The sequence below is a fragment of the Citromicrobium bathyomarinum genome, from assembly GCF_021021475.1.
Lineage (GTDB): Bacteria > Pseudomonadota > Alphaproteobacteria > Sphingomonadales > Sphingomonadaceae > Alteriqipengyuania > Alteriqipengyuania bathyomarina.
On sequence record NZ_JAINWL010000004.1, the window covers coordinates 60080 to 86665 of the forward strand.

26 protein-coding genes are annotated in these 26586 nt (G+C 65.9%); 9 read left to right on the forward strand and 17 right to left on the reverse strand.

The window, feature by feature from the left end:
• Nucleotides 1–26 precede the first annotated feature (26 nt).
• The 10 genes from rnr to radA all read right to left on the reverse strand — a co-directional run bounded on the left by rnr (nt 27) and on the right by radA (nt 11043).
• A complete protein-coding gene (rnr, locus tag K7H93_RS14440) occupies nt 27–2393 on the reverse strand; it encodes a ribonuclease R (protein ID WP_230784215.1) in 2367 nt (788 codons plus the stop codon).
• 84 nt (nt 2394–2477) lie between these two features.
• Nucleotides 2478–3023 carry a DUF805 domain-containing protein gene (locus tag K7H93_RS14445; RefSeq protein WP_230784216.1) on the reverse strand — a complete coding sequence of 182 codons (546 nt, stop codon included), beginning with the start codon at nt 3021–3023 and terminating at the stop codon, nt 2478–2480.
• A gap of 20 nt (nt 3024–3043) precedes the next feature.
• Complete coding sequence (gene proS / locus K7H93_RS14450; RefSeq protein WP_230784217.1) at nt 3044–4645, reverse strand: proline--tRNA ligase; 1602 nt, start codon at nt 4643–4645, stop codon at nt 3044–3046.
• Between the two features lie 27 nt (nt 4646–4672).
• Nucleotides 4673–5266 carry a hypothetical protein gene (locus K7H93_RS14455; RefSeq protein WP_230784218.1) on the reverse strand — a complete coding sequence of 198 codons (594 nt, stop codon included), beginning with the start codon at nt 5264–5266 and terminating at the stop codon, nt 4673–4675.
• A 38-nt stretch (nt 5267–5304) separates the two neighbouring features.
• Nucleotides 5305–5913, reverse strand: coding sequence for a polyhydroxyalkanoate synthesis repressor PhaR (gene phaR / locus K7H93_RS14460; RefSeq protein WP_082400385.1), 609 nt, complete (start codon nt 5911–5913; stop codon nt 5305–5307).
• Nucleotides 5913–7010, reverse strand: coding sequence for an alanine racemase (gene alr / locus K7H93_RS14465; RefSeq protein ID WP_230784219.1), 1098 nt, complete (start codon nt 7008–7010; stop codon nt 5913–5915). Before alr ends, phaR begins: the two co-directional genes overlap by 1 nt.
• On the reverse strand, nt 7007–8641 hold the full coding sequence (locus K7H93_RS14470) for an MFS transporter (RefSeq protein ID WP_230784220.1): 1635 nt from the start codon (nt 8639–8641) through the stop codon (nt 7007–7009). Before K7H93_RS14470 ends, alr begins: the two co-directional genes overlap by 4 nt.
• 35 nt (nt 8642–8676) lie before the next feature.
• Nucleotides 8677–9105: an iron-sulfur cluster assembly scaffold protein gene (locus K7H93_RS14475; RefSeq protein ID WP_230784221.1), complete on the reverse strand. Its 429-nt coding sequence runs from the start codon at nt 9103–9105 to the stop codon at nt 8677–8679.
• Entirely contained in the window at nt 9102–9653 is a 552-nt protein-coding gene (locus K7H93_RS14480; protein ID WP_230784222.1) for a CvpA family protein, read from the reverse strand. The genes K7H93_RS14475 and K7H93_RS14480 overlap by 4 nt, the downstream gene beginning before the upstream one ends.
• Before the next feature lie 25 nt (nt 9654–9678).
• Nucleotides 9679–11043: a DNA repair protein RadA gene (gene radA, locus K7H93_RS14485; protein ID WP_230784223.1), complete on the reverse strand. Its 1365-nt coding sequence runs from the start codon at nt 11041–11043 to the stop codon at nt 9679–9681.
• Between the two features lie 85 nt (nt 11044–11128).
• Between radA and K7H93_RS14490 the strand changes: the two genes are divergently transcribed.
• Nucleotides 11129–13444, forward strand: coding sequence for a patatin-like protein (locus K7H93_RS14490; protein WP_230784419.1), 2316 nt, complete (start codon nt 11129–11131; stop codon nt 13442–13444).
• A gap of 9 nt (nt 13445–13453) precedes the next feature.
• Here K7H93_RS14490 and dnaJ read toward each other — a convergent pair whose 3' ends face one another.
• Nucleotides 13454–14569 (reverse strand): molecular chaperone DnaJ, encoded by a 1116-nt coding sequence (dnaJ, locus tag K7H93_RS14495; RefSeq protein ID WP_010238081.1) that lies wholly within the window; start codon nt 14567–14569, stop codon nt 13454–13456.
• Between the two features lie 86 nt (nt 14570–14655).
• Nucleotides 14656–16608, reverse strand: coding sequence for a molecular chaperone DnaK (gene dnaK / locus K7H93_RS14500; RefSeq protein WP_230784224.1), 1953 nt, complete (start codon nt 16606–16608; stop codon nt 14656–14658).
• A 174-nt stretch (nt 16609–16782) separates the two neighbouring features.
• Between dnaK and K7H93_RS14505 the strand changes: the two genes are divergently transcribed.
• The 4 genes from K7H93_RS14505 (at nt 16783) to K7H93_RS14520 (ending at nt 19622) form a co-directional block, all read left to right on the forward strand.
• On the forward strand, nt 16783–17247 hold the full coding sequence (locus K7H93_RS14505) for a copper chaperone PCu(A)C (RefSeq protein ID WP_230784225.1): 465 nt from the start codon (nt 16783–16785) through the stop codon (nt 17245–17247).
• A 23-nt stretch (nt 17248–17270) separates the two neighbouring features.
• Entirely contained in the window at nt 17271–17798 is a 528-nt protein-coding gene (locus tag K7H93_RS14510; protein WP_082385063.1) for a vgr related protein, read from the forward strand.
• Nucleotides 17795–18367 (forward strand): hypothetical protein, encoded by a 573-nt coding sequence (locus K7H93_RS14515; protein ID WP_230784226.1) that lies wholly within the window; start codon nt 17795–17797, stop codon nt 18365–18367. Before K7H93_RS14510 ends, K7H93_RS14515 begins: the two co-directional genes overlap by 4 nt.
• A gap of 91 nt (nt 18368–18458) precedes the next feature.
• Nucleotides 18459–19622, forward strand: a complete 1164-nt coding sequence (locus K7H93_RS14520; protein WP_230784227.1) for an indoleamine 2,3-dioxygenase — start codon at nt 18459–18461, stop codon at nt 19620–19622.
• A gap of 53 nt (nt 19623–19675) precedes the next feature.
• Here K7H93_RS14520 and K7H93_RS14525 read toward each other — a convergent pair whose 3' ends face one another.
• From K7H93_RS14525 to K7H93_RS14540, 4 genes are all read right to left on the reverse strand, one after another.
• Nucleotides 19676–19984, reverse strand: coding sequence for a glycine zipper domain-containing protein (locus K7H93_RS14525; protein ID WP_010238069.1), 309 nt, complete (start codon nt 19982–19984; stop codon nt 19676–19678).
• 71 nt (nt 19985–20055) lie between these two features.
• Entirely contained in the window at nt 20056–20679 is a 624-nt protein-coding gene (locus tag K7H93_RS14530) for a nucleotide exchange factor GrpE (RefSeq protein ID WP_054524355.1), read from the reverse strand.
• Nucleotides 20680–20703: 24 nt separating this feature from the next.
• Nucleotides 20704–21744, reverse strand: a complete 1041-nt coding sequence (hrcA, locus tag K7H93_RS14535; RefSeq protein ID WP_230784228.1) for a heat-inducible transcriptional repressor HrcA — start codon at nt 21742–21744, stop codon at nt 20704–20706.
• A gap of 27 nt (nt 21745–21771) precedes the next feature.
• Nucleotides 21772–22290: a DUF6438 domain-containing protein gene (locus K7H93_RS14540; RefSeq protein WP_230784229.1), complete on the reverse strand. Its 519-nt coding sequence runs from the start codon at nt 22288–22290 to the stop codon at nt 21772–21774.
• A 108-nt stretch (nt 22291–22398) separates the two neighbouring features.
• Between K7H93_RS14540 and rph the strand changes: the two genes are divergently transcribed.
• Genes rph through K7H93_RS14560 form a run of 4 tightly spaced genes read left to right on the forward strand, consistent with a single transcriptional unit; the run spans nt 22399 to nt 25844 of the window.
• Entirely contained in the window at nt 22399–23112 is a 714-nt protein-coding gene (gene rph, locus K7H93_RS14545; RefSeq protein WP_010238061.1) for a ribonuclease PH, read from the forward strand.
• A complete protein-coding gene (gene rdgB / locus K7H93_RS14550; protein WP_230784230.1) occupies nt 23109–23735 on the forward strand; it encodes an RdgB/HAM1 family non-canonical purine NTP pyrophosphatase in 627 nt (208 codons plus the stop codon). Before rph ends, rdgB begins: the two co-directional genes overlap by 4 nt.
• A 40-nt stretch (nt 23736–23775) precedes the next feature.
• Nucleotides 23776–24939, forward strand: coding sequence for a radical SAM family heme chaperone HemW (gene hemW, locus K7H93_RS14555; protein ID WP_230784231.1), 1164 nt, complete (start codon nt 23776–23778; stop codon nt 24937–24939).
• Nucleotides 24936–25844 carry a tyrosine recombinase XerC gene (locus K7H93_RS14560; RefSeq protein WP_230784232.1) on the forward strand — a complete coding sequence of 303 codons (909 nt, stop codon included), beginning with the start codon at nt 24936–24938 and terminating at the stop codon, nt 25842–25844. Before hemW ends, K7H93_RS14560 begins: the two co-directional genes overlap by 4 nt.
• Here K7H93_RS14560 and K7H93_RS14565 read toward each other — a convergent pair.
• Complete coding sequence (locus K7H93_RS14565; RefSeq protein WP_226663667.1) at nt 25841–26446, reverse strand: DedA family protein; 606 nt, start codon at nt 26444–26446, stop codon at nt 25841–25843. The genes K7H93_RS14560 and K7H93_RS14565 overlap by 4 nt on opposite strands.
• Nucleotides 26447–26586 lie beyond the last annotated feature (140 nt).

The following is a 26586-nucleotide window of genomic DNA, read 5'->3' on the forward strand; positions in this document are numbered from 1 at the left end:
CGCGCGGCGGCGCGTTCCGCCTGAAGCTACTTCTTGCCGCGCCCCTGGTGGCGAATATTGCCCGGCCTGCCGCGCTTGCCGACCTGGTGCTTGCCCGCCTTGTCCTTCCGCACGCCGTTCTTGCGGGGGCCGCCCTTCTGCGGACCATCCTTGCGGGGCCCCTTCGGCCCGCTGCGCAGCGGACGCCCTTCGCGCGCCTTGGAGGCATCGCCGCCGGGCACTTCGAAGCGCAGCGCGCCGGTCAGCGCATTGGCCTCGACCAGCTTCATCTTGAGCCGCTGCCCGGTCTCGTAGCGCGTGCCGCTATCCGCGCCGATCAGTGCCTTGGCCGCTTCGTCATAGTGGAAATACTCGTCGCCGATGGTGGAGATCGGCACCAGCCCGTCGCCCCCCAGCCCCACGATGGTGGCGAAGAAGCCGAAGTTCTGCACGCCGGTGATGCGCGTCTCGAACGTTTCGCCCACCCGGCCGGAAAGCCACGCGGCGACGTAGCGGTCGATCGTGTCGCGCTCCGCTTCCATCGCGCGGCGCTCGGTCCGGCTGATCGCCTCGCTGATCTTGCCCAGATCGTCGCGATCGACATCGCTGAGCCCGCTGCTCTCGGGCAGCTTCGACGCCATCTTTCCTTGGGGCTTGGGCTGCTCCAGCTTGAACGCATCGACCAGCGCGCGGTGCACCAGCAGGTCCGAATAGCGGCGGATCGGCGAGGTGAAATGCGCGTAGCTGCCGAGCGAGAGGCCGAAATGCCCCTGATTGTCCGGCCCGTAATAGGCCTGGGTCTGCGTGCGCAGCACCGCCTCCATCAGCAGCGCCTTTTCCTGTTCGTCTGACACATCCTTGAGGAAGCGGTTGAACAAAGTCGGCGTGATCACCTGCCCCATCGCCAGCTTCTTGTCCTGGGTGGAGAGATATTCCTTGAGCGCGAGCAGCTTCTCCCGGCTCGGCTGTTCGTGGACGCGGTAGACGACGGGTGAGTTCTTGCTCTCCAGCGCCTTGGCCGCCGCGACATTGGCCGAGATCATGAACTCCTCGACCACGCGGTGCGCATCGAGCCGTTCGCGCACGACGATTTCGTCGATCCCGCCCTTGTCGTCCAGCACCACCTGCCGTTCGGGCAGATCGAGGTCCAGCGGGTCGCGCGCCTCGCGCGCTTTCCACAGCGCTCCCCAGGCTTTCCACAGGTTGTCCAGCCGTTCGTCCCCAGCCTTGTCATCGATCCGGCGCTGGGCTTCCTCGTAGGCCATGACCTCGGCGATCCGCACCACCGCGCGGGTGAAGCGCCACTTCAGCAGCTCGCCATCCGCCGAGATTGTCATGTGACACACCATCGCCGCGCGATCCTCGCCCGACTTGAGCGAGCAGACATCGGCGGAGAGGACTTCGGGCAGCATCGGGATGACGCGGTCGGGGAAATAGACCGAGTTGCCGCGCTTCCTTGCCTCGCGGTCGAGCGCGCTGCCGGGGCGCACGTAATGCGAGACATCGGCAATCGCGACGATCGCACGGAAGCCGCCCGCGTTGTCCTCGCTCTCGTCGGGCGCGGCCCAGATCGCATCATCGTGGTCGCGCGCGTCGGCGGGGTCGATCGCGACGATCGGCACATCCCGCAAATCCTCGCGCTTGTCCGTGGTCACCGGCAGCTTGGCCGCCAGCTGCGCCTCGTTCAGCACGGCCTCGGGGAAGACATGCGGGATTCCATGCTTGGCGATCGCGATCATGGAGAAGCTGTTGGGGGCCAGCGGATCGCCCAGAACTTCGGTCACGCGAACGCCCGAACGCGTGCCGCGCCCGACCGGTTCGGCGGAGACCAGCTGGCCTTCCTCTGCCGTGCCGACATCGGAAATGGGCGAGGAGTTGCGGACCTTCTTGTCCACCGGCGCGAGCCAGAACTTGCCGCGACCGTCCTTCTCGACCACGCCGATCAGGCCTTCGGTCTGCTGGGCGAGCTTCTTCATCGGATGCGCGCGCCAGCCGCGCGGCGTCTCTTCCGTCCGTGCAAGTACCCGGTCGCCGACCTTGAGCGCGGGCATGCCCCTGGAGCCTTTCCCGCGCGATTTCTCGATGATCGTCAGGCGTGGCGGCTTGGCGCCGTCGTCGGGCTCCCACTTCTCGGGCACCGCGATCGGGTCGCCATCGTCCAGCTCGACCACGCGCAGCACGGTCACCTTGGGCAGTCCGCCCATCCGGTGGAAGGCGGTCTTCTTTCCGTCGATCAGGCCTTCCTCGGCCATGTCCTTCAGCAGTTTCTTGAGCGCGATCTTCTCCTGCCCCTTGAGGCCGAAGGCGCGCGCGATCTCTCGCTTGCCGACCGTGCTGTCAGACGTTTCGATGAATTCGAGGACCTGCTTCTGGGTGGGCAGTCCTTTGGGGAGGTTTTTTGCGCGTTTGGCCATATCATGGCTCTAAACGCATGGGAGGGGCGGTGCTATCCCGCACGCGCCCCCTGCCCCCCGATCTGTGAGCCGCGCTATGCGGCTTCAGTTGACATTGCGGCTTGGGATCAGGCCGCACACGATCACCACCAGATAGCCGATATAGGCGACCAGTCCGAGGCCGGAGCTGGCAGCGGCAGTATCGCTCATCGTCTGCATGTTGTCGCTCATCATCGCGGCGCGGATATCGTCGACCGCCGCCACGCTGACATAGGACGCGAACAGCGTCGTCAGCACGGGGATGATCGCGATTCCCACCGGCAGGCGCGCATCGCGCAGCCGGCGCACGAAAGACGCGATCAGCAGCGCCAGCCCGATGAGCGAGATTGCCACCCCGATCCATGCCTGCGTTTCCACGCTGCCAGCCATGTTGCGCATCATCTCCATCTGGAGCTGATCCTGATCGACACCCGACATCGCGCCCTGAAACGCAGTGCCCATCGCCCCGGCGGTAAAGACGATGCCCGAGATGAAGCTGAGACCGAAGGTGATGACCACGATCAGCAGCACCCACCACCAGAACAGCGTGCGGCTGTCGCGGCCCGCAAAGTTCGTCAGGTTCGCAAATCCGTGCCTGATCGCATTGCCCATGAAATTCTCCCCCAAAAAAATCAGTATGCGCGTGCGACGTAAATCCGCTCTACCGCCGGTTCTCCGGTGAAGATGCAGGTGCCGTCGGCAGGCGCCGTGTCGCGCGGTACGTTGCGCACGGTCAGCTTCTGATCCTTCAGCTTCTCGACCACCTGCTCCAGCGCATCGCCGGTCGGCTTGGCCCACTGTACCTCGACCCAGCCGGGATACTTGCCGTTATTGGCGAAGAACTCGACAACGCCGTCCCAGCTGTCGATGCCGGTCGCGATATTCGCGTCGCGGCGTTCGGCGGCTTCGGTAAACAGCGCCTGCTGGATGTCGCCCAGCAGGCCCGGAATCGTCTCACCCGCACTCTCACGGGTCGGGGCCTGCGAGTTGAGCTTGCCCGTTTCCATGTCCCACAGATTGTCGCGCCGGATCAGCGTGACGACGCCGTTCTCCATGTCGCGCCCGCCGACCTCGACGATCACGGGCGCGCCCTTGCGCACCCAGTCCCACCGCTTCTGCGCGGGCTTGCCGGGCTTGGTGTCGAGCAGCACGCGGACCGGTTCGCCCAGCGCCTGCTGCCCGGCGAGCGTGGCGCGCAGGCCTTCGCAATATTCGATCAGCGCAGCGTCGTCGTCGTTACCGCGCAGCATCGGCAGGATCACGACTTGCCACGGCGCGAGCTTGGGCGGCACGCGCAGGCCGTCGTCGTCGCCGTGGGTCATGATGATGCCGCCGATCAGGCGGGTCGAGACGCCCCAGCTGGTGGTGTGCGCGAACTGCTCGCCGCCTTCCTGCGCCTGGTACTTGATGCCAGAGGCCTTGGCGAAATTGGTGCCGAGATAGTGGCTCGTGCCCGCCTGCAGCGCCTTGCCGTCCTGCATCATCGCTTCGATCGACCACGTCTCGACCGCGCCGGGAAAACGCTCATGCTCGGGCTTCTCGCCCGCGATCACCGGCAGCGCGAGATCGTCCTCGGCCATCGCGCGATAGACTTCGAGCATGGTCAGCGTGTGGTCCTTCGCCTCCTCGCGCGTGGCGTGGGCGGTGTGCCCTTCCTGCCAGAGGAATTCGCTGGTGCGCAGGAACATGCGGGTGCGCATTTCCCAGCGCACGACGTTGGCCCACTGGTTCAGCTTGAGCGGCAGGTCGCGCCAGCTCTGCACCCAGCGCGCCATCGCATCGCCGATGATCGTTTCCGACGTGGGCCGCACCACCAGCGGCTCTTCCAGCTTGGCCTCGGGATCGGGTATCAGCCCGCCCTTCCCGTCCGCGATCAGGCGGTGGTGGGTGACGACCGCCATTTCCTTGGCAAAGCCTTCGACATGGTCCGCTTCACGCTCGAAATTGGAGAGCGGGATGAACAGCGGGAAATAGGCGTTGTCGTGCCCCGTCGCCTTGATCCGGTCGTCGAGCAGGCGCTGGATCCGTTCCCAGATGCCATAGCCCCACGGCTTGATGACCATGCACCCGCGGACCCCCGATTCCTCGGCCATTTGCCCGTCGGCAATGGCGGCCTGATACCAGGCGGCGAAATCGTCTTCGCGTTTGACGGAAAGGGCGTGACGGATTGCGGGCACGGTGATGGCGTCCTGTTGGCTGGGTGATCGGTAGGGCAGGCTCGATAGGCGAGGCATCGGCCCGCGCCAAGCCTTCGACCGGCGTTATTCGGCGGCCGGGCAGTGGAGGAAGCCGGTCATGACTTCCTTGAAGGTGGCCTGCGGGTCGAAACCCTCCGGCGCGCTTCCCTCGTTGCCCGTGAATGCGCCGAGCCCATGGCGCGACATGTAGCGCGGCTGATAGGTCGGCGGGCCGAGCGCGGCGATCGCGCTGCACAGCGCGCCCAGTTCCTCCGGATCGTCGGCAATGCGGCCGACCGTTTCGGACAGCTTCGCCTGCTGCGCCTCTTCGAGATCGCCGAACGCGCTCATCTGCGCGACCAGCACTGCCTGATGTGCAGTCCGGTCGGACACGCGGCGCATGTCGTAGCGGCCATAGACCCCGCCCAGCGCAAACAGGCTGGCCGCGTCGTCCCATTCCTCGCGCGCGATACAGGCGGCGGCGCCACGGTAGAGATCGACTGGATTATAGGCGGGCCTTGCCTGATCGATCGGGATGCAGCCGATATCGTTCGGGCTCTCGAGGTCGCCCTCCATCTGGTAGTTGCGGATCACCGGCCCGTCGTTCTGCGCGCCGACTGGCCCGGCAGGCATTGCCACGATGAGCAGCGCGCCCATCGCCATCGATATTCCTCGCATCACGGATCCCTTCCCGTCCTGAGCGGGCAGGTGTCGCGCTACTTGCCCAGCTCGTCGAGCTTTTTCTGCATCGCGGCCATCTGGTCGCGCATCGAGGCGAGTTCCTGCGCGGTCTCGTCAGACGGGCTTTCGGCGCGCGGTGCTTTCTTGCCTGCGCCGGCCTGCCCGGTGAAGGCGTCGGTCGCGGCGCGCATCATCGCTAGGTTGGTCTCGGCCATCTTGGCGAAGGGGTTGCCGGCCATGCCGCTCTGCCACGCCTCGGCGATCTTCGCCTGGTTGGCGCGGAAATTGGCCATGCTCGCTTCGAGATAGCTGGGCATCATCGACTGCATCGAATTGCCGTACATCGAGATCAGATCGCGCAGGAAGCTGACCGGCAGGATATGCTCTCCGTTGGCCTCTTCCTCGACGATGATCTGGGTGAGGATGGAATGGGTGATGTCATCCCCGCTCTTCGCGTCGACCACAGTGAATTCCAGCCCCTCGCGCGTCATCTTCGCCAGGTCTTCGAGCGTGATGTAGCTTGAGGAATGGGTGTTGTAGAGTCGCCGGTTGGCGTATTTCTTGATGACGATCGTGTCGCCCTCGGTGTATTTCTTGTTAGGCATGAAGAGTGCCGGGCTCCAGTACTGAATGCTGCGCAGCATCAGGCCTTAGCATTTGCAGCATCGCTTGGGCAATGCGCCTTGACGCTACGTTCGAACCGGTGACCGAGCGTGGTCAGCAATTCATACTGCGACAGGCCGGAATGCTGCGCAGCATCGGGCAGGTGGTACGGCACGTCGAGCCAGTCGCCGACATCCAGTTCGGGTGTCGGCGCGAGGTCCACCACCACCATATCCATCGAGACCTTGCCCAGCAGCGGGAGCGTGCGGCCCTGGTGGCTCAGGAAGCCCTTCGCGCCCCAGCTTCGCAGGAACCCGTCGGCATAGCCGAGCGAGACGGTCCCTACGCGCATCGGGCCGCTGGCGGTGAATTCGCGGTTGTAGCCGACCGCATCGCCCGCTTCGAGACGGCGGACATTGATGATCGCGGCCTGCGGGAAGGCGACCTGGCGGATGTGATCGGCAAGATCGGGCGTCGGCACCCCGCCATAGAGCGCAAGGCCCGGGCGGGTGAGGTCGCAGCTATAATCGCGGCCCAGCGCAATCCCTGCGCTGTTGGCGATGCTCGTCTCGCGGTGCGGCAACAGCGCCTGTGCTGCGCGGAACGCGGCCAGCTGGTGGCCATTCGCCGCCGAGTGCTCTTCCGCTGAGGACAGGTGCGACATCAGCACCTGCACATCGAGCCGGGCGAGCAGCGGGTCGCTCAGCTCCGTGGGGGCGAGGCCCAGCCGGTTGATCCCGGTATCGACCATCAGGTTGCACGTGCCCCCTCCGGCATCGAGCCACACCTTCGCCTGATGGAGCGAGTTGATCACCGGGCGCACCCCGGTCGCGATGGCGTAGCGCGCTTCCTCGCCGGTCATCACGCCGTGCAGCACCGCCACCTGCTGCGGTGCGACATGGTCCAGCACGGGTGCGACCTCGCTCCAGTGCGCGACGAAGAAATCGCGCGCGCCGGCCTCGACCAGCGCAGGCACGCAATTCTGCGTACCCAGCCCGTAACAGTCCGCCTTGACCGCCGCGCCCGCCCGCGCACTGTCCGACAGCTTGTCGAGCGCGCGCCAGTTATGCGCCAGTGCGGCGGTGTCGATCGCGAGGCGGAGCGTCGGGGGCGGCGGAGTTTGCGGGTGCGTATTCACGCATCCCCGAAATCACGTGGCGGCCCGCTCGGCAAGCCCCACCATGCGACAAGCAGGCCGAAAGCGACCACGATCCACGTATACCACAGGCCTGCGTAGATATCCCCGCTGCGCGCGACGATGATCCCCGCGATCAGCGGCAGGAACCCGCCAAGGTATCCAGCGCCGATGTGATAGGGGATCGACATCGACGAATAGCGGATCTGCGGCGGAAACATCTCGGTCAGCAGCGCTGCGACGGAGCCATAGGTCAGCGCGGAGAGCATCCCCATCACCAGCAGCAGGCCGACAATGCCGAGTATATTCGCGACCGGCGGCACCTGCGTGCTGAAATCGAAGCCCTTGGCGCTCAAGGCGTCGCGCACGCCGTCGCGCAGCGCTGGCCCTTGCGCGAACAGCGCGGGATCGAGCGGCTGCGCCTCTCCGCCCACGGACAGCCCGAGCGCCCCGCCCTCACGCAACTCGTAGCGCACGCCGCTGGAGGTCAGCGCGTCGAGCAGCTTGCCGCAATCGGTCTGTTCGCGGCCGAACAGTTCGGCGAAGGGGTCGGGTGTGCAGTTCTGGCCCGTCACCACCACCGGCGTACGCTCGGCGGCGGCGGACAGGCCCGGATTTGCGAGATGGCCCATCCCCCAGAAGACCGGGAACAGCAGCGCCAGCGACAGCCCGGCGCCCAGAATGATCGGCAGCTTGCGCCCGATCCTGTCCGACCAGCGGCCGATGACGAGATAGAAGCTCATCGAAATCAGCCCGCCTGCCAGCAGCATCCATTCGACCACGCTCTCGTCCACCCGCATCGGCCCGCGCAGGAACGACAGGCTGCTGAAGAAGGCGGTGTACCAGATCGTGGTCAGCACGCCGGTGATGCCGAACAGCGCGACGAAGATACGCTTCTTGTTGCCGGGGTAGGTAAAGCTTTCGATGAAGGGATTGCCGCTGGTCTCGCCCGCCTCCTTCATCGCCTTGAACACCGGGCTTTCAGAGAGTTTGAGGCGCATCCACAGCGAAATGCCAAGCAGGATGATCGACAACAGGAAGGGAAGGCGCCAGCCCCAGGCGGCGAATTCCTCCGCCGGGATCAGCCAGCGGCAGGTCAGCACCACGATGATCGACAGCACGAAGCCGCCGACCACGCTCGCCTGAATGAAGCTGGTGTAGAACCCGCGCTTCTCGGGCGGGGCGTGTTCCGCGACATAGATCGCCGCGCCGCCATATTCGCCGCCCAGCGCGAGGCCCTGCAGGATGCGGAAGCCGATCACGATGATCGGTGCGGCAATCCCGATGGTCGCCGCGTCGGGGATCAGGCCGACCCCGGCGGTGGCGATGCCCATCAACGTGACGGTGACGAGGAAGGTGTATTTGCGTCCCAGTTTGTCGCCCAGAAAGCCGAACAGGATCGCACCCAGCGGTCGGAAGCCGAAGCCGACCGCAAAGCCTGCCCACACCAGCAGGATCTGCAGGGTCTCGTTACCACTGGGGAAGAATGCCGCGCCGATCAGCCCGGCGAGCGTGCCGTAGATGAAGAAATCGTACCATTCGAAGATCGTCCCCGCCGAACTGGCGGCGATGACGAGCCGGATTTCCTTGTCGGTCGGCTCACGGTTGGCCGATGCTGCGGCGGACGCGCTCATATTCCGATTTTCCCCCTCCGTTTTATGGAGTTGGTCTAACGCGGCTGCGCGGCCTTGCAAAGCGCGTCTGTCGCGGCCCTCCAGGGGAGCAGGATCGCGCCTTGCCGTCCGGGGAAGGCGCGTGCGGGTTCCAGCACGGCGAAGCCCGGCCAGTCTGGGAGCTGTGCGTTCTCATCCGCCAGCCATGCCTCGATTTCCTTGAGGCTGGCGCGCACCTTTTCCGCCGTGCGGCCCTGCGCCGCTTGCGCGAACACCGCCGCCGCCGCCTGCCCGATCGCGCAGGCGGATACGGCAAGGCCCAGCGCCTCCACGCGATCTTCGGCGTTAAGCACGAGGTCGAGCGTCAGCGTGCCGCCGCAGGTGCGCGAGCGTGCCTCTGCGCTGGCATCGGGCGCGGACAGGCGCGGATAATCGGCCAGCGAGACCGCGAGCGAGAGGATTTCGGGCGTATAGAGCTTGGTCACTGGCTGGCTGTGTCGCCGGTTACGGGGCCACCATCCTCCGACCGCGCCCGGCGCACTTCGGCACGGCGATCGTGGATATAGCCGACCAGCGCTTCGCTGCCCGCGTTGATCGAGGGGTACGTCCGCGCGGTGACGATCCAGTTCGGGCGGCCCTCTTCGCCCCACACCGTATCATAGCCGAGCACCAGCAGCGCGAAGCCGATCACCACGATGATCGCGCCCTTCACCGCGCCGAAACCGAAGCCGAGCACCCGGTCGAGCGGGCCGAGCAGCGAATCGCGCGCTCTGGTGCCGACCATCGATGCGATCAGCTTGACCGCGCTGAAGGGGATCAGCAGCAGCAGCGCGAAGGCGACGATCGCGGCGGTGGTCGCCGAGCCAACCTGCGGTTCGAGCAGCGCCTGCACCTGCGTGTGGAACTGCCGGATCGCGAGCAGCGCGAGAATCCACGCGGCGAGCGAGAGCATTTCCTGAACGAAGCCGCGCATGAAGCCGCCCGCAGCGGCCACCGCGACGATCAGCAGCACGATGATGTCGAACCCGGTCATAGAATTTCAGCCTAGCACGCCATTGCTATCGCATCACGCGATCCACCAGTTGCGATAGCTGCCTTATTCCGTCGAATTGAATGCCGCGTGAAGCCTTTTCTTCCATGAAAGGGCCCTGCGCGCTCGAAAAACCGAGCTTGGCCGCTTCGCGCAGCCGCAAGCCGCCATGGGCGACGGGGCGGATTTCGCCGGCGAGCGAGACTTCGCCGAACCAGACAGAGCGATCCTTCAGGGGCCGGTCGGCAAGCGCGGAGACCAGTGCTGCGGCCACCGCCAGATCCGCCGCAGGGTCCGCCAGCCGGTATCCGCCCGCGACGTTGAGATAGACCTCCGCCGCGCTGAAATTGAGGCCGCAGCGCGATTCGAGCACCGCCAGCAGCATCGCGAGGCGGCCATTATCCCACCCCACCACCGCGCGGCGCGGGGTCGCGCCCGATTGCAGCCGCACGATCAGCGCCTGAATCTCTACCAGCACTGGCCGCGTACCCTCCATCGCGGGGAATACCGCGCTGCCCGCCAGCGGCGCGTCGCGTCCGGAGAGGAACAGCATGGAGGGGTTCTCGACCTCTTCAAGCCCCTCGGTCGCCATCGCGAACACGCCGATCTCGTCGACCGCGCCGAAGCGGTTCTTGAGTGCGCGCAGGATGCGGTATTGGTGGCTGCGTTCGCCTTCGAAGCTCATCACCACATCGACCATGTGCTCCAGCACGCGGGGCCCCGCGATATTGCCGTCCTTGGTCACATGGCCCACCAGCACCAGCGCGGTGCCGCGTTCCTTGGCGTAGCGGATCAGTTCGAACGCGCAGCCGCGCACCTGGCTGACCGTGCCCGGCGCGCCCTCGATCGTGTCCGAATACATCGTCTGGATCGAATCGACGACGAGCAGGTCGGGCGCTTTGTCCTGCGCGCCCAGCGTGGTCAGGATGTCGCGCACATTGGTGCTGGAGGCGAGCCGGACCGGCGCATCGGCCAGCCCCAATCGCTCAGCCCGCAGGCGCACCTGCGCGGAGGCTTCCTCGCCGCTGACATAGACGACATCGCCGCCCTTGCGCGCGATTGCGCCTGCGGTTTGCAGCAGCAGGGTCGACTTGCCGATCCCCGGATCGCCGCCGATCAGGATCGCGGCGCCGGGCACCAGCCCGCCACCCAGCGCGCGGTCGAATTCCTTGAGGCCGGTGGTCGCCCGCTCGGGCGGCTTCACCGCATCGCTCAGCGAGACGAATTGCAGGCGTCGCCCGCCGCCGGAAAGATCGTGCTTGGCAGAAAACACCGTCGCGGGTGCATCCTCCACCAGCGTGTTCCATTCCGCGCAGTCCGGGCATTGTCCCTGCCAGCGCGGCGAGACACCGCCGCAGGCCTGACAGACATAGCGTTTCTTCGGCTTGGCCATGCCACCTCCTTAAGGCGGGGAGTTAGGTGGAACATTAGCGGAACGCAAGTTGCCATTCATACCCCTCCCCCTCTAGAATATGACCATGCGGCAAAAGGAATTGAGGATCGGTCTTGTCTGCTACGGCGGGGTCAGCCTCGCCGTTTACATGCATGGCGTGACCAAGGAGGTGTGGAACCTGGCGCGCGCCAGCCGCGACTTCCATACACCCGGCCATTCCAGCCACGGGGTCGCGGGCGAATACCGCCGCCTGCTCGACCTGCTTGCCGACCGCCACGATCTGCGCCTGCGCGTGCTGCCCGACATTTTCAGCGGCGCGAGCGCGGGCGGGATCAACGCGGTGTTTCTGGCGCAGGCGATCTTCTCCGGCCGGTCGCTGGAGCCGCTGACCAACCTGTGGCTCGACAATGCCGATATCGACCGACTGACCGCGGAGGACGCGCGGCCTGGCTGGCGCTTTGCCAAGGTGTGGGCGCAGCCGCTCGCCACCTTCGTGCTCAGGCGGCCGGGCAATCTGGTGTCCGAAAGTGTCGCGCCCGAGACACGCTCCGAAGTGCGCGAGAAAGTCTCCAAGCTGGTGCGTGGGCGCTGGTTCCAGCCGCCGTTCTCCGGCGAGACGATGTCGCGCATGCTGCTCGAAGCGCTGGAGGCGATGGATGGCTCACCCGCCGACGGGCCGCTGCTGCCGCCGGGCCACCCGGTCGATCTCTACGTGCCGACCACGGACTTCCACGGCTACCTCGCCCGGCTGCGGCTCAACAGTCCGCCGGTGGTGCTGGAGAGCGAGCATCGCATGCCGATCTCCTTCACCGGGCGCACGCCGGAGCTTGCCGGGGGCTGGCTTGCCGATCCGCTCGAACTGACCTTCGCCGCGCGCGCGACCGCCAGTTTCCCGGGCGCCTTCCCGCCGCTGCAGGTGGGCGAGATCGATACGATCGCGGCGGAGAAGAACCTGTCGTGGCATTCGCGCGACCGGTTCCTTCGCCGAGTCATGCCGGTGCATTGCGACGACGGGTCCGCGGAAGGCGTCTCGCTGATCGACGGGTCGGTGCTGGTCAATCGCCCGTTCGAAGGCGCGATCGACGCGCTGCGCGGGCGGCCTGCGGTGCGCGAGGTGGAGCGGCGCTTTGCCTATGTCGATCCGCGGCCCGAGCGATACATGCGCGACAGGGAGAAGATGCGCGCGCCGGTCGGCTTTTTCGAGAACATCTTCGGCTCGCTCTCCACCCTCCCCCGCGAACAGCCGATCCGCGACAACCTGGAGGTGATCGGCGAGCAATCGCGCCATGCCGCGCGGCTTCAGGCGATGATCGCCGAACTGCGCCCGCAGGTGGAGGGCGCGGTCGAAAAGCTGTTCGACCGCACGGTGTTCTTCGACCGGCCCACGCCGAAGCGGCTGTCCAACTGGCGCAGGAAGGCGCAGCAGGCGGCGGCGGAACAGGCGGGTTATACCTTCGCAGGCTATGCCGAGCTGAAATATGTCGGGATCGTCGAGCGGATCGCGGAGCTGGCGCGCAAGGCCGCGCCCAGGGATGCCGAGCCCGATCCGCAGGTGCTCGCGGTGGTGCTGCGCGCCTGTCTGCGCGAGCGGGGGCTGGAAACGCTCGGCGGGGCGACCGGCGGGGCGAGCCCGGGGGCGATCGACTTCTTCCGCACCTATGATCTGGCGTTCCGTATCCGCCGTCTGCGCCTGCTCGCCCGCCGCACCGCGCGCGACTGGGAGGCGGACCCGGAGATCCCCAACGAGGCGCTCGATAGCGCGCGCGAGGCGATCTACACGATCCTGTCCGCCTATTTCGAGCGGGATGGGCTGAGCCCAATGGGCCCGGAGTTCCGCGATCTGGCGCGCAATGCGGTGTCCGATCCGGGCGCGCTGCTCGATCATATTGCGCAGCGGCGCGGGCTGAAGGATCTGGATACGCAGGCCGAAGAGGCGCTGTCGCTCGCGCTGAGCGATATGCCCCGCAGCCTGCGCCGGCGCATGATGTATGCCTATCTCGGCTTCCCGTTCTACGATGTCGCCACGCTGCCGATCCTCGGCACGCAGGGGATGAACGAGTTCGAGCCGGTCAAGGTCGACCGGATCAGCCCCGAGGACGCCCAGGCGATCCGCGAAGGCGGTGCGGCGGAGACGCTGCGGGGAATCGAATTCTACGACTTCGGCGCCTTCTTCAGCCGCGCCTATCGCGAGAACGATTATCTGTGGGGCCGCCTGCATGGCTGCGAGCGGATGATCGACATCGTGCTGTCGACCAGCGACGAGGCGATTCCCTTCGAGGAACGCCGCGCGATCCTGCGCAGCGCCTTCCTCGCCATCATCGAGGAAGAGCGCGAGGCGAAGCGCTGCGCGGACGGAACGCTGAAGGCCTTGCGCGACGAGATCGAGGCGCGGCTAGGATAGCGCGGGGCTTCAGGCCCCGAACGCATCCTTGATCCGGTCGAAGAAGCCGCGGCTTTCGGGGCATTCCTCACCCGTCTCCGTCTCGCTGAATTCTTCGAGGATCTCGCGCTGGCGTTTGGTCAGCTTGGTCGGCGTTTCCACCGTGATCTCCGCGACCAGATCGCCCCGCCCGCGCCCTTGCAGCACGGGCATGCCCGCGCCGCGACGGCGCAGCTGCTTGCCCGACTGGATGCCGGCGGGAATCTCGATCGTGTTGGTCGACCCGTCGAGGTCGGGAATTTCGACCTTTCCACCCAGCGCGGCGGTGGTGAAGCTGATCGGGACGCGCGCAATCAGGTTCGATCCGTCGCGTGCGAACACGCTGTGCGCGCGGATGTGGATGAAGATGTAGAGATCGCCCGGAGGCGCGCCGCGCGGACCAGCCTCTCCCTTGCCGGACAGGCGGATGCGGGTGCCGGTATCGACGCCCGGCGGAATATCGACCGAGAGCGACTGCGGCGCATCGACGCGACCGTCCCCTCGACAATTGCGGCAGGGGGTCTCGATCACCTCGCCGCGACCGTGGCAATTGGGGCATGGCCGCTCGACCACGAACAGGCCCTGCTGCGCACGCACCTTGCCGTAGCCCGCGCACATGTTGCACGCCCGCGTGCCGGTGCCCGGCTCCGCGCCGGAGCCGGTACACACCTCGCATTGCTGCGAGACTTCGATCTCGATGGTGGTCGACTTGCCGTGGAAGGCTTCTTCCAGGGTGATTTCGAGGTCGTAGCGCAGGTCCGCCCCGCGCCGTGCGCCCTGGCGCATTCCGCCAAAGGCGCTGCCGAAGATCGTTTCGAAGATATCGCCGATATCGCCGAAGTCGGCCTGATGGCCGCCACGGCCGCCACCCCCGCCCTGCTGGAAGGCGGCATGGCCATACTGGTCGTAGGCGGCGCGTTTCTGAGGGTCTTTCAACACCTCATAGGCAGCGCCGATCGCCTTGAAGCGCGCCTCAGCCTCGGCATCGCCGGGGTTGCGATCGGGGTGATACTGCATCGCCATCTTGCGATAGGCAGCCTTGATCGCCGCCGCATCCGCATCGCGCGAGACGCCAAGCAATTCGTAAAGATCGGGTTCGGAAGCCATTATTCAGAGCACCGGTGCAACAAACATAGGCGGGCCCGCGCAGGCCGGGTGGTCTGCGCGGAGCCCGTTTCTCATGACCGTCCGGCTCAGGACCGGTCGGCGTTGTCGCTGTCGCCAGCGCTGTCGTCTACTTCGGAGAACTCAGCGTCGACGACGTCTTCGTCCTGCGAGGACGATGCGCCTGCATCGCCGGCCTGCCCGGCATCTGCGCCGCCGCTGGCCTGTTCCTTCTCGTAGATCTGCTGGCCCATCTTCATGGCCACTTCGGTCAGCGCCTGAGCCTTGGCATTGATCGCGTCGACATCGTCGCCTTCGAGCACGGTCTTCGTCTCGGCAATCGCTGCCTCGACATCGGCCTTGAGCGAAGCGTCGATCTTGTCGCCGTTTTCCTGAACCTGCTTCTCGGTCGCGTGGACCAGGTTATCGGCCTGGTTGCGCGCCTCGGCAGCTTCGCGACGCTTCTTGTCCTCTTCGGCGAAGCGTTCGGCGTCCTTGACCATCGATTCGATGTCGTTGTCGCTGAGACCGCCCGAGGCCTGGATGCGGATCTGCTGTTCCTTGCCCGTGCCCTTGTCCTTGGCGGACACGTTCACGATGCCGTTGGCGTCGATGTCGAAGGTGACTTCCACCTGCGGCACGCCGCGCGGTGCGGGCGGGATGCCGACCAGATCGAACTGGCCGAGCAGCTTGTTGTCGCCCGCCATCTCGCGCTCGCCCTGGAACACGCGGATCGTCACCGCCTGCTGGTTATCCTCGGCAGTCGAATAGACCTGCGTCTTCTTGGTCGGGATCGTCGTGTTGCGGTCGATCATCTTGGTCATGATCCCGCCCAGCGTCTCGATACCCAGCGACAGCGGCGTCACGTCGAGCAGCAGCACGTCCTTGACGTCGCCCTGCAGGACGCCGGCCTGAATCGCTGCACCCATGGCGACGACTTCGTCCGGGTTCACGCCGGTGTGCGGCTTCTTGCCGAAGAATTCTTCCACGACTTCGCGAACCTTGGGCATGCGGGTCATCCCGCCGACCAGGATCACTTCATCGACTTCACCGGTCTTCATGCCGGCATCTTCGAGCGCCTTCTTGCACGGTTCGAGCGTGCGCTTGACCAGATCGCCCACCAGCTGTTCCAGCTTCGAGCGGGTCAGGGTTTCGACGAGGTGCAGCGGCGTGGAGCTACCGCCTTCCATGCGCGCGGTGATGAAGGGCAGGTTCACTTCGGTCTGCTGCGCGCTCGAAAGCTCGATCTTCGCCTTTTCGGCGGCTTCCTTGAGGCGCTGCAGGGCCAGTTTGTCCTGCTTCAGATCCATGTTTTCCTTGGATTTGAACTGCTCGGCCAGATATTCGACGATCGCGCTGTCGAAGTCTTCACCGCCCAGGAACGTGTCGCCGTTGGTCGACTTCACCTCGAACACGCCGTCGCCGACTTCGAGGATCGAGATGTCGAACGTACCGCCGCCAAGGTCGTAGACCGCGATGGTCTTGTTCTCGTCCTTGTCGAGGCCGTAGGCGAGCGCGGCCGCAGTCGGCTCGTTGATGATGCGCAGGACTTCGAGGCCTGCGATCTGGCCGGCGTCCTTGGTCGCCTGGCGCTGCGCGTCGTTGAAGTAGGCAGGCACGGTGATGACCGCCTGGGTCACGTTCTCGCCGAGATAGCTCTCGGCGGTTTCCTTCATCTTCTGCAGGATGAAGGCGGAAATCTGGCTGGGCGAATACTTGTCGCCGCCCGCTTCGACCCATGCATCGCCATTGTTGCCCTTGACGATGTTGTAGGGGACCAGTTCCATGTCCTTCTTGGTCATGGGGTCTTCGAACCGGCGGCCGATCAGGCGCTTCACCGCGAAGACGGTGTTGTCCGGGTTGGTGACGGCCTGGCGCTTGGCCGGCTGGCCGATCAGGCGCTCGCCATCCTTGGTGAAGGCCACGATCGAGGGCGTGGTGCGTGCACCTTCCGCATTCTCGATGACCTTGGGTTTGCCCCCATCCATGACCGCGACACACGAGTTCGTCGTACCGAGGTCGATACCAATTACTTTTGCCATGATACCCCGCATCCGTTTGGCTATGTTGGACACTGCCCTTCGCGACACCCCCGTCAGTGGGCGATGCCGCTCGGCAGCTCTGGTTGAGCCGCGGATATAGGTGCGCTTGTTCTTGGCACAAGAGATGCCAGCGCCTAGTCGTCAGGCGGGACACAACCTTGGGAGGAGCCTGACATGAAATCGATTTACCTCGCCTGCGCACTTGGCCTTGGTGCCGTGACACTGGCCGGATGCGATCAGAAACCCGCCGAGGAAGAGGTTGCAGCCGCACCGCTGACCGCGAGCGAAGGCAAGCTGTTCCTGCCCGCCGTCTCAGGCAATCCGGGCGCGGTCTATTTCAAGCTGGAGAACCCGGGCGACAGGGCGATTTCGGTCCGCAAGGCCGACGTGGAAGGCGCGGGAAGCGCGGAATTGCACGACTATATGGAATATGACGATACCGAGATGGGATCGATCGGCGTGGTCACCGTGCAGCCGGGCGAAACGGTCTCCTTCGAACCGGGCGGCAAGCACGTGATGGCGTTCGACCTCTCGCCCGAGCTCAAGCCCGAAAGCGTCACCTCGGTCACCCTGACCATGGCCGGGGGCAAGACGATGTCGTTCGATGTCGACGTGCTGCCCGCCGACGCGGAACGCTGAAGCGCGGCCAATCGACGAGCGTCATGGATCACCCGATAGATGCCGAGACGCATGAAACCCGCGTCGCTCCCTGCCCTGCGGGTGGGGAGCGGCGGCTGACGCCGGGCGAGGTGGCGCTGGCGCAATCGGTGTTCGGCACCGCGATCGATTATCGCAAGGTCACCATCCGGCGGCGCAAGTGGGCGTTCTTCCAGCCCAAGAACACCACCATGGCCCCGCGCGGCCACCTGCATTTCCACCCGGATGCGGCAGGATATTGCGACGATTTTTCCGCCGGAAATCACCATTCGCAGGGCCATTTCATACATGAGATGACGCATGTGTGGCAGACCCAGACCAGGGGCGAGTGGTACCTGCCGCTCCACCGCCATCCCTGGTGCCGCTACGACTACAGCATCAAACCGGGCTGGGGCCTCGAAAAATACGGGATCGAGCAGCAGGCGGAGATCGTGAAGCACGCCTTCTGGCTGAGGAACGGCGTGCGCGTGGCAGGCATCGCCAGCCGCGAGACCTATGATCTGCTGGTGCGCTTTCCCGGGGCAAAGCCTTGACCGATTACGAGTTTATCTTCGCGCTCTACGCGCTGCTCCTCGGCCTCTCGCTGGTCGAGATTCTCTCCGGCCTCGGGCGCACGCTGGAATTGCGTTTCGCGAGCGATGCCGGGGGGGAGCGGTTCTCGATCGGCTGGCTGACGCCGCTGCTCGCCGTGTTCGTCATCCTCGACCTGCTGTCGTTCTGGATGTTCTCGTGGACGGTGCGCGATGTGATGGCGGTCAATCCCGCCACTCTGCTCGCCGTGGTCGGCTTCGCGAGCGCCTATTACCTCGCGGCAAGGCTCGTGTTCCCCGGCGACCCGGAGCGTTTCCGCGATCTCGACACGCATTATTTCCGCGTATGCCGCACGGTGATCGCGATGCTGATCTCGCTAGTTTTCGTGCAGTGGGCCTTTCTGCTCAGTCTGCCGCAGCTACGAGAGCATCTGCTAACCGCGACGAGCATCGGGATTACCGCGTTGTTCGTCGGATTGATGGGCGCCCTGCTGTTCGTTCGGAACCGCCGGATCCACGCGGTGCTGCTGGTCGCGCTGATCATCCGCTATCTGGTGATCTATCTGCGATGACGTAGCGTCATGGCTTGAGCGGCCCCGCGCCGCTTGTTAGTCGATGCGCCGTCCGGGCGGCCCAACCCGCGCCCGGCGAATGGTCCCAACAATGGAGCTGAGCAATTACGGCATGTCGCGGGAACGCGGCTACCTTTCGCATTACGAAATCGACACGATCACCCTCCCCACCCAGTTCGCCCCGATCGTGGAAGCGGCAGGCAATCTTTCCGCCCTGCTGACCACCGGCCGAGTACGCCACTGGCTGGACGCGCTGCCCGATCCGCAGATCGGCGAATGGGCGAAGGACGCGCCCGAGGAAGAAGTCCGCACCGCGATGGTGCACTATTCCTTCCTCGTGCAGGCCTATGTGTGGGGCGAGGACGATCCCCCCGCGCACCTTCCCGCCAATCTCGCCCGCCCGATGGTCGCGCTGGCCGACCGGCTCGGCCAGGCGCCGCTGCTGCCCTATTCGGGCTACGTGCTCGACAACTGGTACCGGCTCGACAAGTCCGGCCCGGTCACACTCGATAACATCGCGATGCACCAGAACTTCCTCGGCGGTGCGGACGAGAACTGGTTCGTGCTGGTCCATGTGGCGATCGAGGCGGAGGCAGGCGTCCTGCTCGACAATGCGGCGAAGCTGGTCACCGTGTGCCGCGATGGCGACGAAGATACCGCGCTCACCCTGCTGCGGGAGATGGATGAAGCGTGGGAGCGTATCTACGCCCACTTCGCGCGGATGCCCGAGCGGTGCGATCCGTACGTCTATTTCCACCGCGTGCGGCCCTACATCCACGGCTGGGCCAACAACCCCGCGCTGGATGGTGGGCTGGTGTACGAAGGGATCGAGAAGTTCGGCGGCAAGCCGCAGGCGTTTCGCGGGCAGACCGGGTCGCAGTCCTCCATCGTTCCGGCAATGGATGCGCTGTTTCAGGTCGGTCACAGCGACGACCCGCTCAAGAGCTTCCTCGACGAACTGCACGCCTACCGTCCGGTCGAGCATCGGCGCTTCATCGAAGACCTCGCCGCGCAATCGACGCTGCGCAGCTTCGTCGCCGACAGTCGCAATGCGGCGCTGAAGGAAGCGTTCAACGCCTGCCTCGAACAGGCGGCGCGGTTCCGCACGCGGCATCTCGAATATGCGGCGAGCTACATCAACAAGCAGGCGGGCAGCATCGCGGGGAACGACCCCGATGTCGGCACCGGCGGCACGCCGTTCATGAAGTATCTGAAGAAGCACCGCGACGAGAACCGCGCGCAGGTGGTCGACTGATACGAAAAGGGCCGCCCTTCGCGGGGCGGCCCTTCATTCAACGCATTGCGCGATCAGCGACGCGGATCGGCCGGGTAGCCACGCGTGCCGAAGCAATCCTCGTCCAGATAACCGTCGCGGTCGTAACCGTCGCAGCGGTCGTTCTTGTCGACGAAATAGCCTGCCAGCGCACCCGCGGCAGCACCGGCGAGTGCGTAGCGGGCAATATCGCCACCCGTCACCGCCGCGAGGCCGGCACCGGCTGCGGCGCCCGCAAGGCCGCCTTCAGCCGAGTAGTTTTCCGCACACGCGCTGAGCGAGAGGGCGGAAATCATCGCCACGGGGATGAGGGCGAAACGGGTCTTGCTTTTGTTGGCAATCATCGGGGGTCTCTCCTTGCACCTTGTGCTGGGTGAAAGCCCCGATAACGCTGTTTTGTTCCGCAGCTTTACGCTCAGTCCGGCTTCTTCGCGACACCGACCAGCGCAGGGCGCAGCAGACGATCGCGGATCAGATAGCCGGCCTGCATCTCTTGGACGACGGTGCCCGGCTCGGCCTCGTCGTTGGGGATTTCCATCATCGCCTGATGCACGTTGGGGTCGAGCGGCAGGCCCATCGCGGCAACCCGCGTCACGCCATGCTGGCCGAACACGCGGTCCAGCTCGCGCTGGGTCGCCTCGATCCCGGCGACCAGCCCCTTGAACTTGCCGTCTTCGCGCAGCTCTTCGGGGATGGAATCGATCGCGCGCGACAGGTTGTCCGAAACCGACAGGATGTCGCGGGCAAAGCCGGTCGCCGAATAGGCGCGCGTGTCGGCAATGTCCTTCTCCATCCGGCGGCGCACGTTCTGCGTCTCGGCGCGGGCATAGAGCACTTCCTGCCGCGCGGTCTCCAGCTCTTCGTTGAGCTTCGCGACCGTTTCGGCAAGCTTGGCTACGCCCTGCTCGCTCTCGTCGTCGCCATCGTCGCCCTGGTCGCGCAGGTGTTCGGGAACGCCTGCCAGTTCACGTTCGGCTTCCGCATCGAGCTTGCTGTCGTCGCGGACAGGCTCGTCCTTGGGATCATGTTCTTCTTGCATAGTCTTTACGTGAATTCTGCCCTGTTAGCCGGTCAATCGGCCCAGTGATTGTGCGGTGAAATCCACCATGGGAACGATGCGCGCGTAGTTCAAGCGCGTGGGGCCGATAACCCCCAGCACCCCCACGATGTTCCCCTCCCGATCGCGGAAGGGGGAGGCGATAACAGACGACCCGCTGAGCGCGAAGAGGCGATTTTCGCTGCCTATGTAGATCCGCGTAGCCTGCGCCGTGCGCGCGCGCTCCAGCACCTCGGCCACCGCCTGCTTGTTCTCCAGTTCGTCGAGCAGTTGCCGCACCCGCTCGACATCGCCGACCGCCTCGTCGTCGAGCAGCTTGGCCTGCCCGCGCACGATCAGCACCGGGTTGCGGTCTGGCGCCTCGCTCCACATCGCGATCCCGCGCCGCACCAGGTTGCTGCTTGCCGCGTCCAGCGCGCTGCGCCCGCCGTCGATCTCGTGCTCGATTTCCTTCAGCGCTTCGCCAAGGCTGCGATTGGCGAGGCGGGCGGAAAGATAGTTGGACGCCCTGTCCAGCGTGGCGCTGTCGACCCCCTCTAGTTCGATCAGCCGGTTCTCGATCTGCCCGTTCGCATCGACCAGCACCGCGAGCGCGCGCGCGGCGTCCAGCGGGACGAAACTCATCTGCGCCAGCCGCCGCTCCGCCGTGGGCACGAACACCATGCCCGCCGCGCCCGACAGGTCGGACAGCATAGCACTGGCCGCCTCCAGCCGCGCTTCCAGCGGGCCGGGATCGCCCAGCTTGGCCTCGATCGCGCGGCGCTCGTCCTCGCTCGGCTGGGTGATCTGCATCATCCCGTCGACGAACAGGCGTAGGCCCGTCTCGGTCGGCTTGCGCCCGGCGGACACATGCGGCGCGGCCAGCAGGCCCAGCTTTTCGAGATCTGCCAGCACGCTGCGGATAGAAGCGGGCGAGAGGTCGACCGCCCCACCCTCGGCCAGCGTCTTCGATCCGACCGGCTGCCCCGTCGCCAGATACTGCTCCACCACCACGCGAAAGATGTCGCGCGTCCGGGCGGTCAGTTCGGTTAGCGGCGGGGTGCTCATGCTCGGTGGTTCAGCCTTGTTCGCAGCTCATCTGTTCTGGTCGTAAATCTGGCGGTTCTCGGCGGTGCCGACAAGGTCGTCCACGGGCAGTTCCTGCCAGGCCTGGTAGAGCGCGTCGCGGTTCTCGGCGAGGCCGGGCTGGCGGCAGCCCATGTACCAGTTCAGCGTAACCGGCTGTTTGCCCGCTTCGTGCCAGGTGATTTTTACCGACGGGGAGTCGGTCGCCACGGGGCCGTCGCAATTCTCGTACCCGTACTCGACAGAACTTTCCGGGCGGAACGGGGTGATCCGCCGGGCGAAGGCCTCGACCTCATCCGGGCTGGCGGTGAAGGATGCTGCGCCCTTTTGCTGCACGAAACGCTCGCCGTGATAGGTCCCGGTGCCATCCTGCGACACGGACAGCGTGAAGGACGGGCAGAAGCCGAAGCACGGGGTCACGGCGTAGTCGATTTTCTCGACCGGCGCCGTGCTGCCGGGCCCGGCTGCGGGCGTGACGCAGCCTGCGATGGCGAGGGGCAGCGCGCAAATCGATAAAGTGCGGATCATCCGGGATGCCTTTCGTAACGGGGCGCTGGTGATGCAGCATGTCCACTGGCCACCCGATGAATAGGTCGCTAGGGCGCTCGCGACCATACAGACCAGAGGATTTCCCCCATGCGACCTTCAGGCCGCGCGCCCGACCAAATGCGCGCCATCTCCATCGAAACCGGTTTCACCAAGCACGCCGAAGGCAGCTGCCTGATCAGCTTCGGCGATACGCGCGTGCTGTGCACCGCCAGCGTCGAAAACTCCGTGCCGCCGTGGATGCGCGGCAAGGGCGCGGGCTGGGTCACCGGCGAATACTCGATGCTCCCGCGCGCGACGCACACCCGTGGCAGCCGCGAGGCTGCGCGCGGCAAGCAGTCGGGTCGGACGCAGGAAATTCAGCGGCTTATCGGGCGTTCCTTGCGCGCTGTCGTAGACATGAAGAAGCTTGGTGAGCGTCAGATCACGCTCGATTGCGATGTCATCCAGGCCGATGGCGGCACGCGCACGGCGGCGATTTCCGGCGCATGGGTCGCGCTGCGTCTGGCGATCGATGGGCTCAAGAAGTCGGGGGCGATTCTGGAAGACCCGATCACCGGCAAGATCGCCGCAATCTCCTGCGGCGTATACAAGGGCACCCCGGTTCTCGACCTCGATTACGACGAAGACAGCTCGGCCGATGCCGATGCCAACTTCGTGCTGATCGAAGGCGGCAAGATCGCCGAAGTGCAGGCCACCGCCGAAGGCGCGGCCTATGACGAAGAAGCGCTGCTGCGCCTCCTGCGCCTCGCCCAAATGGGCTGCGGCGAGATCTTCAAGGCACAGGATGCGGCGGTGAAATGACTCGCCGTATCGGCTCGGGCAAGCTCGTCATCGCGACGCATAATGCGGGCAAGCTGAAAGAGATTTCGGCGCTGCTCGCACCTTATGGGGTCGAGTGCATCTCCGCCGGTGCGCTCGGCCTGCCCGAGCCGGAGGAAACGGGCACCACCTTCGTCGAGAACGCGCTGCTAAAGGCCCGCGCTGCGGCGCAGGGGTCGGGCATCGTGTCGTTGGCCGATGACAGCGGGCTGTCGGTCGCCGCGCTCGATGGCCGGCCGGGCGTCTACACCGCCGACTGGGCCGAGCGGCAGTGGTTCGAAGGCGAGCCCGGGCGCGATTGGTACATGGCGATGGGCAAGGTCGAGGGCCTGCTCGCGCAGCAGGGGCCGGACGTGGATCGCAGCGCGGCGTTCCACTGCACGCTGGCGCTCGCCTGGCCCGATGGCGAATATGCGGTTTACGAAGGGATCGCGCCCGGATCGCTCACGTGGCCGCCGCGCGGGAAGCTCGGCTTCGGCTACGATCCGATGTTCGTGCCGAATGGGCGCGAGCAGACATTCGCCGAGATAGAGCCTGAGGAAAAGCACACGATCAGCCACCGCGCGGATGCCTTTGCAAAGCTGGTCGCCGAGCAGTTCGGCTAACTCGCTGGCCATCGCGGCCCGCGCCTCCTAGATTCGCTCCATGCCCGCCGCAGACGATCTTGCGCTTTATATCCACTGGCCCTTCTGCCTGAAGAAGTGCCCCTATTGCGACTTCAACAGTCATGTTCGCGATGATGTGGATGCCGACGCGTGGCAGGCCGCGCTGCTGGCCGACCTGGCGCACGAGCACGCGCTGACGGAAGGCCGCCGCGTAGGCTCGATCTTCTTCGGCGGGGGCACGCCTTCGCTGATGCCGCCCGCGCTGGCGGGTGCGCTGATCGGGCAGGCACAGCGCCTGTGGGGCCTCGCGCCCGATGCCGAGATCACGCTCGAAGCCAATCCCACCTCTTACGAGGCGGGCAAGTTTGCGGATTTCCGCGCCGCCGGGGTCAACCGCGTCTCGCTTGGCGTGCAGTCGCTGCATAACGAGGCGCTCGCCTTCCTCGGGCGCGAGCATAGCGCTGCCGAGGCGATGGCAGCGGTCGAGAGCGCGCAGGGGCTGTTCGGGCGCGTGACCTTCGATCTGATCTATGCCCTCCCCGGGCAGAGCGCCGCGGCTTGGGAAGCGCAACTGGCGCGGGCGCTGGCCTTCGGGACCGAGCACCTCTCGCTCTACCAGCTCACCATCGAGCCGGGCACGGGGTTCGCCGGAGCGGTGGCGCGCGGCCGTTTCGAGCCGATGGATGCGGACGAAGCCGCCGATCTCTTCGTGCAGACGCAGGCGCAGACGGCGGCTGCGGGGCTGCCCGCCTACGAGATCAGCAACCATGCGCACAAAGGCGCGCAAAGCCATCACAACCTCACCTACTGGCGGTACCGCGACTATGTCGGCATCGGTCCGGGTGCACACGGGAGGCGCGGCGGGATCGCGACGGTCCGCCACAAGAAGCCCGAGGCGTTTCTGCGCCGCGTCGGCGAGAACGGGCACGGCATTTCGGAAGAGCGTGCGCTCGCGCGTGACGAACAGTTGAGCGAGGCGCTGCTGATGGGCCTGCGGCTGGCCGAGGGGCTCGATCTGGCGGTGCTTGCCACTCGGTTCGGGACGACGCCTGATGCGCTTGTCGATGCAGACCGCGCCGCGTTCTACGCCGATCTCGGCTTCGTCGAGCGCGAGGGCGACCGGCTGACGATCACCCCGCAGGGCATGCCGCTGCTCGATGCGCTGCTGGCCGAGCTGGTCCCGGCGCATCTCGTCGCCGCATGAGCGGTCTGCTCGCCCGCTGGGAGAGCCACCTTGCGAGCGAGCGCCGCCTGTCGCCGCATACGGTCCGCGCTTACGTCCGCGCCGCCGACCGGCTGCTCGAGGAGACCGATGCGACCGACTGGCAGGCGGTTGCGAAGCTTGAAGCCCCTGCCCTGCGCGCCCAGCTCGCCCGCCGCCGCGCCGATGGCCTGTCCAACCGCTCCGCCGCGCGCGAGCTGTCTGCCCTTCGTGCCTTCCTTGCCTTCGCACGCGCCGAGGCAGGCTTCGACGACGCGCAGGCCCCGCGCCTTCGCGGGCCTCGGATCAAGCGCACCCTGCCCCGCCCGGTGACACCCGACGAGGCGGTCCATCTCGCCGAGAGGATCGGCGAGGAGCGGCGCGAGGAGTGGACCGGCCTGCGCGACCGCGCGGTCCTCCTGCTGCTCTACGGTGCGGGAATGCGGCTTGGCGAGGCTCTGTCGCTGACCGGCGAACACGCGCAGATCGCCGAAACGATCCGCGTCACCGGCAAGGGCGGCAAGACCCGCGTGGTCCCGATCCTGCCCGCGATCCGCGTCGCCATCGCCGCCTATGTCGCCGCGTGCCCGCATGATCTCGCACCCGACAAACCCCTGTTCCGGGGCCAACGCGGTGGCCCGCTCTCTCCCGGCCTCGTGCAGAAGGCGATGGCGCAGGTGCGCGGCGAAATCGGCCTGCCCGCCAATGCCACGCCGCACGCGCTGCGCCATTCCTTCGCCACGCACCTGCTCGGCGCAGGCGCAGACCTCAGGAGCCTGCAGGAACTGCTCGGCCATGCGAGCCTGGGCTCGACGCAGATCTATACCGAGGTGGATGCGGCAAGCCTGCTCGACACCTATCGCAACGCGCATCCCAGAGAGAAGACGGTGCCCGAACGGGGCGACTAACGCTCGGCGCGCGGCTTCCATGTGTAGAGCCGCCATCCGTACCCTGCCACCGCGAGCAGCAGCGAGCCGATTACGATCCACCCGACCAGATCCTGGATCTGCGAGAAGGTGCCGACCAGCCAGCGCGTGCCGTAGATCAGGATCGCATTCCAGATCGCCGCGCCCGCGGTGGTGAAGACCAGGAATTTCCAGAGCTTCATGTGAGCGAGACCCGCCGGGAGCGAGATCATCGTACGCATCACCGGGAAGAACCGGAGGAAGAACACCGCCCATTCGCCGCGCTGCTTGAAGAAGCGCGATGTGCGCTCGATGTCTTCCCATTCCAGCGTCAGCCACCGGCCCCAGCGCTCGATAAACGGCCCCAGCTTTTCGTAGCCGACCCGGTCGCCGAACCAGAACCAGCCGTAATTGCCTGCCACGGTCCCGATGGTCGCGAAGATCAGCAGCGGCCAGAAGCTCATGCTGCCATTCTCGATCGCGAGCGCGCCCGCGCCCATGATCGCTTCCGACGGGAGCGGCGGGAAGATGTTTTCGAGGGCCATGAGAACGGCGATGCCGAAATAGCCGAGCCGCTCGACGATGGAGACTATGATCTCGTCCATGGGGCACCAATGCACGGGACGGCGGAAAGTTACGGCGCGGCTTGGGAGATTTTTCGCTAGTGCGCTCAAACGGTTCGCCGATGAATTGGCACGTTTCATCGCCCATTCATCTCGTTTCATCGATATGATTGCACGGTTTA

Coding starts and splice junctions, on each gene's coding strand:
- rnr (WP_230784215.1), bottom strand. CDS start 2,393: ATGGCCAAACGCGCAAAAAACCTCCCCAAAGGACTGCCCACCCAGAAG.
- K7H93_RS14445 (WP_230784216.1), bottom strand. CDS start 3,023: ATGGGCAATGCGATCAGGCACGGATTTGCGAACCTGACGAACTTTGCG.
- proS (WP_230784217.1), bottom strand. CDS start 4,645: ATGCCTCGCCTATCGAGCCTGCCCTACCGATCACCCAGCCAACAGGAC.
- K7H93_RS14455 (WP_230784218.1), bottom strand. CDS start 5,266: ATGCGAGGAATATCGATGGCGATGGGCGCGCTGCTCATCGTGGCAATG.
- phaR (WP_082400385.1), bottom strand. CDS start 5,913: ATGCTGCGCAGCATTCAGTACTGGAGCCCGGCACTCTTCATGCCTAAC.
- K7H93_RS14470 (WP_230784220.1), bottom strand. CDS start 8,641: ATGAGCGCGTCCGCCGCAGCATCGGCCAACCGTGAGCCGACCGACAAG.
- K7H93_RS14480 (WP_230784222.1), bottom strand. CDS start 9,653: ATGACCGGGTTCGACATCATCGTGCTGCTGATCGTCGCGGTGGCCGCT.
- radA (WP_230784223.1), bottom strand. CDS start 11,043: ATGGCCAAGCCGAAGAAACGCTATGTCTGTCAGGCCTGCGGCGGTGTC.
- K7H93_RS14490 (WP_230784419.1), top strand. CDS start 11,129: ATGCGGCAAAAGGAATTGAGGATCGGTCTTGTCTGCTACGGCGGGGTC.
- dnaJ (WP_010238081.1), bottom strand. CDS start 14,569: ATGGCTTCCGAACCCGATCTTTACGAATTGCTTGGCGTCTCGCGCGAT.
- dnaK (WP_230784224.1), bottom strand. CDS start 16,608: ATGGCAAAAGTAATTGGTATCGACCTCGGTACGACGAACTCGTGTGTC.
- K7H93_RS14505 (WP_230784225.1), top strand. CDS start 16,783: ATGAAATCGATTTACCTCGCCTGCGCACTTGGCCTTGGTGCCGTGACA.
- K7H93_RS14510 (WP_082385063.1), top strand. CDS start 17,271: ATGGATCACCCGATAGATGCCGAGACGCATGAAACCCGCGTCGCTCCC.
- K7H93_RS14520 (WP_230784227.1), top strand. CDS start 18,459: ATGGAGCTGAGCAATTACGGCATGTCGCGGGAACGCGGCTACCTTTCG.
- K7H93_RS14525 (WP_010238069.1), bottom strand. CDS start 19,984: ATGATTGCCAACAAAAGCAAGACCCGTTTCGCCCTCATCCCCGTGGCG.
- K7H93_RS14530 (WP_054524355.1), bottom strand. CDS start 20,679: ATGCAAGAAGAACATGATCCCAAGGACGAGCCTGTCCGCGACGACAGC.
- hrcA (WP_230784228.1), bottom strand. CDS start 21,744: ATGAGCACCCCGCCGCTAACCGAACTGACCGCCCGGACGCGCGACATC.
- K7H93_RS14540 (WP_230784229.1), bottom strand. CDS start 22,290: ATGATCCGCACTTTATCGATTTGCGCGCTGCCCCTCGCCATCGCAGGC.
- rph (WP_010238061.1), top strand. CDS start 22,399: ATGCGACCTTCAGGCCGCGCGCCCGACCAAATGCGCGCCATCTCCATC.
- rdgB (WP_230784230.1), top strand. CDS start 23,109: ATGACTCGCCGTATCGGCTCGGGCAAGCTCGTCATCGCGACGCATAAT.
- hemW (WP_230784231.1), top strand. CDS start 23,776: ATGCCCGCCGCAGACGATCTTGCGCTTTATATCCACTGGCCCTTCTGC.
- K7H93_RS14560 (WP_230784232.1), top strand. CDS start 24,936: ATGAGCGGTCTGCTCGCCCGCTGGGAGAGCCACCTTGCGAGCGAGCGC.
- K7H93_RS14565 (WP_226663667.1), bottom strand. CDS start 26,446: ATGGACGAGATCATAGTCTCCATCGTCGAGCGGCTCGGCTATTTCGGC.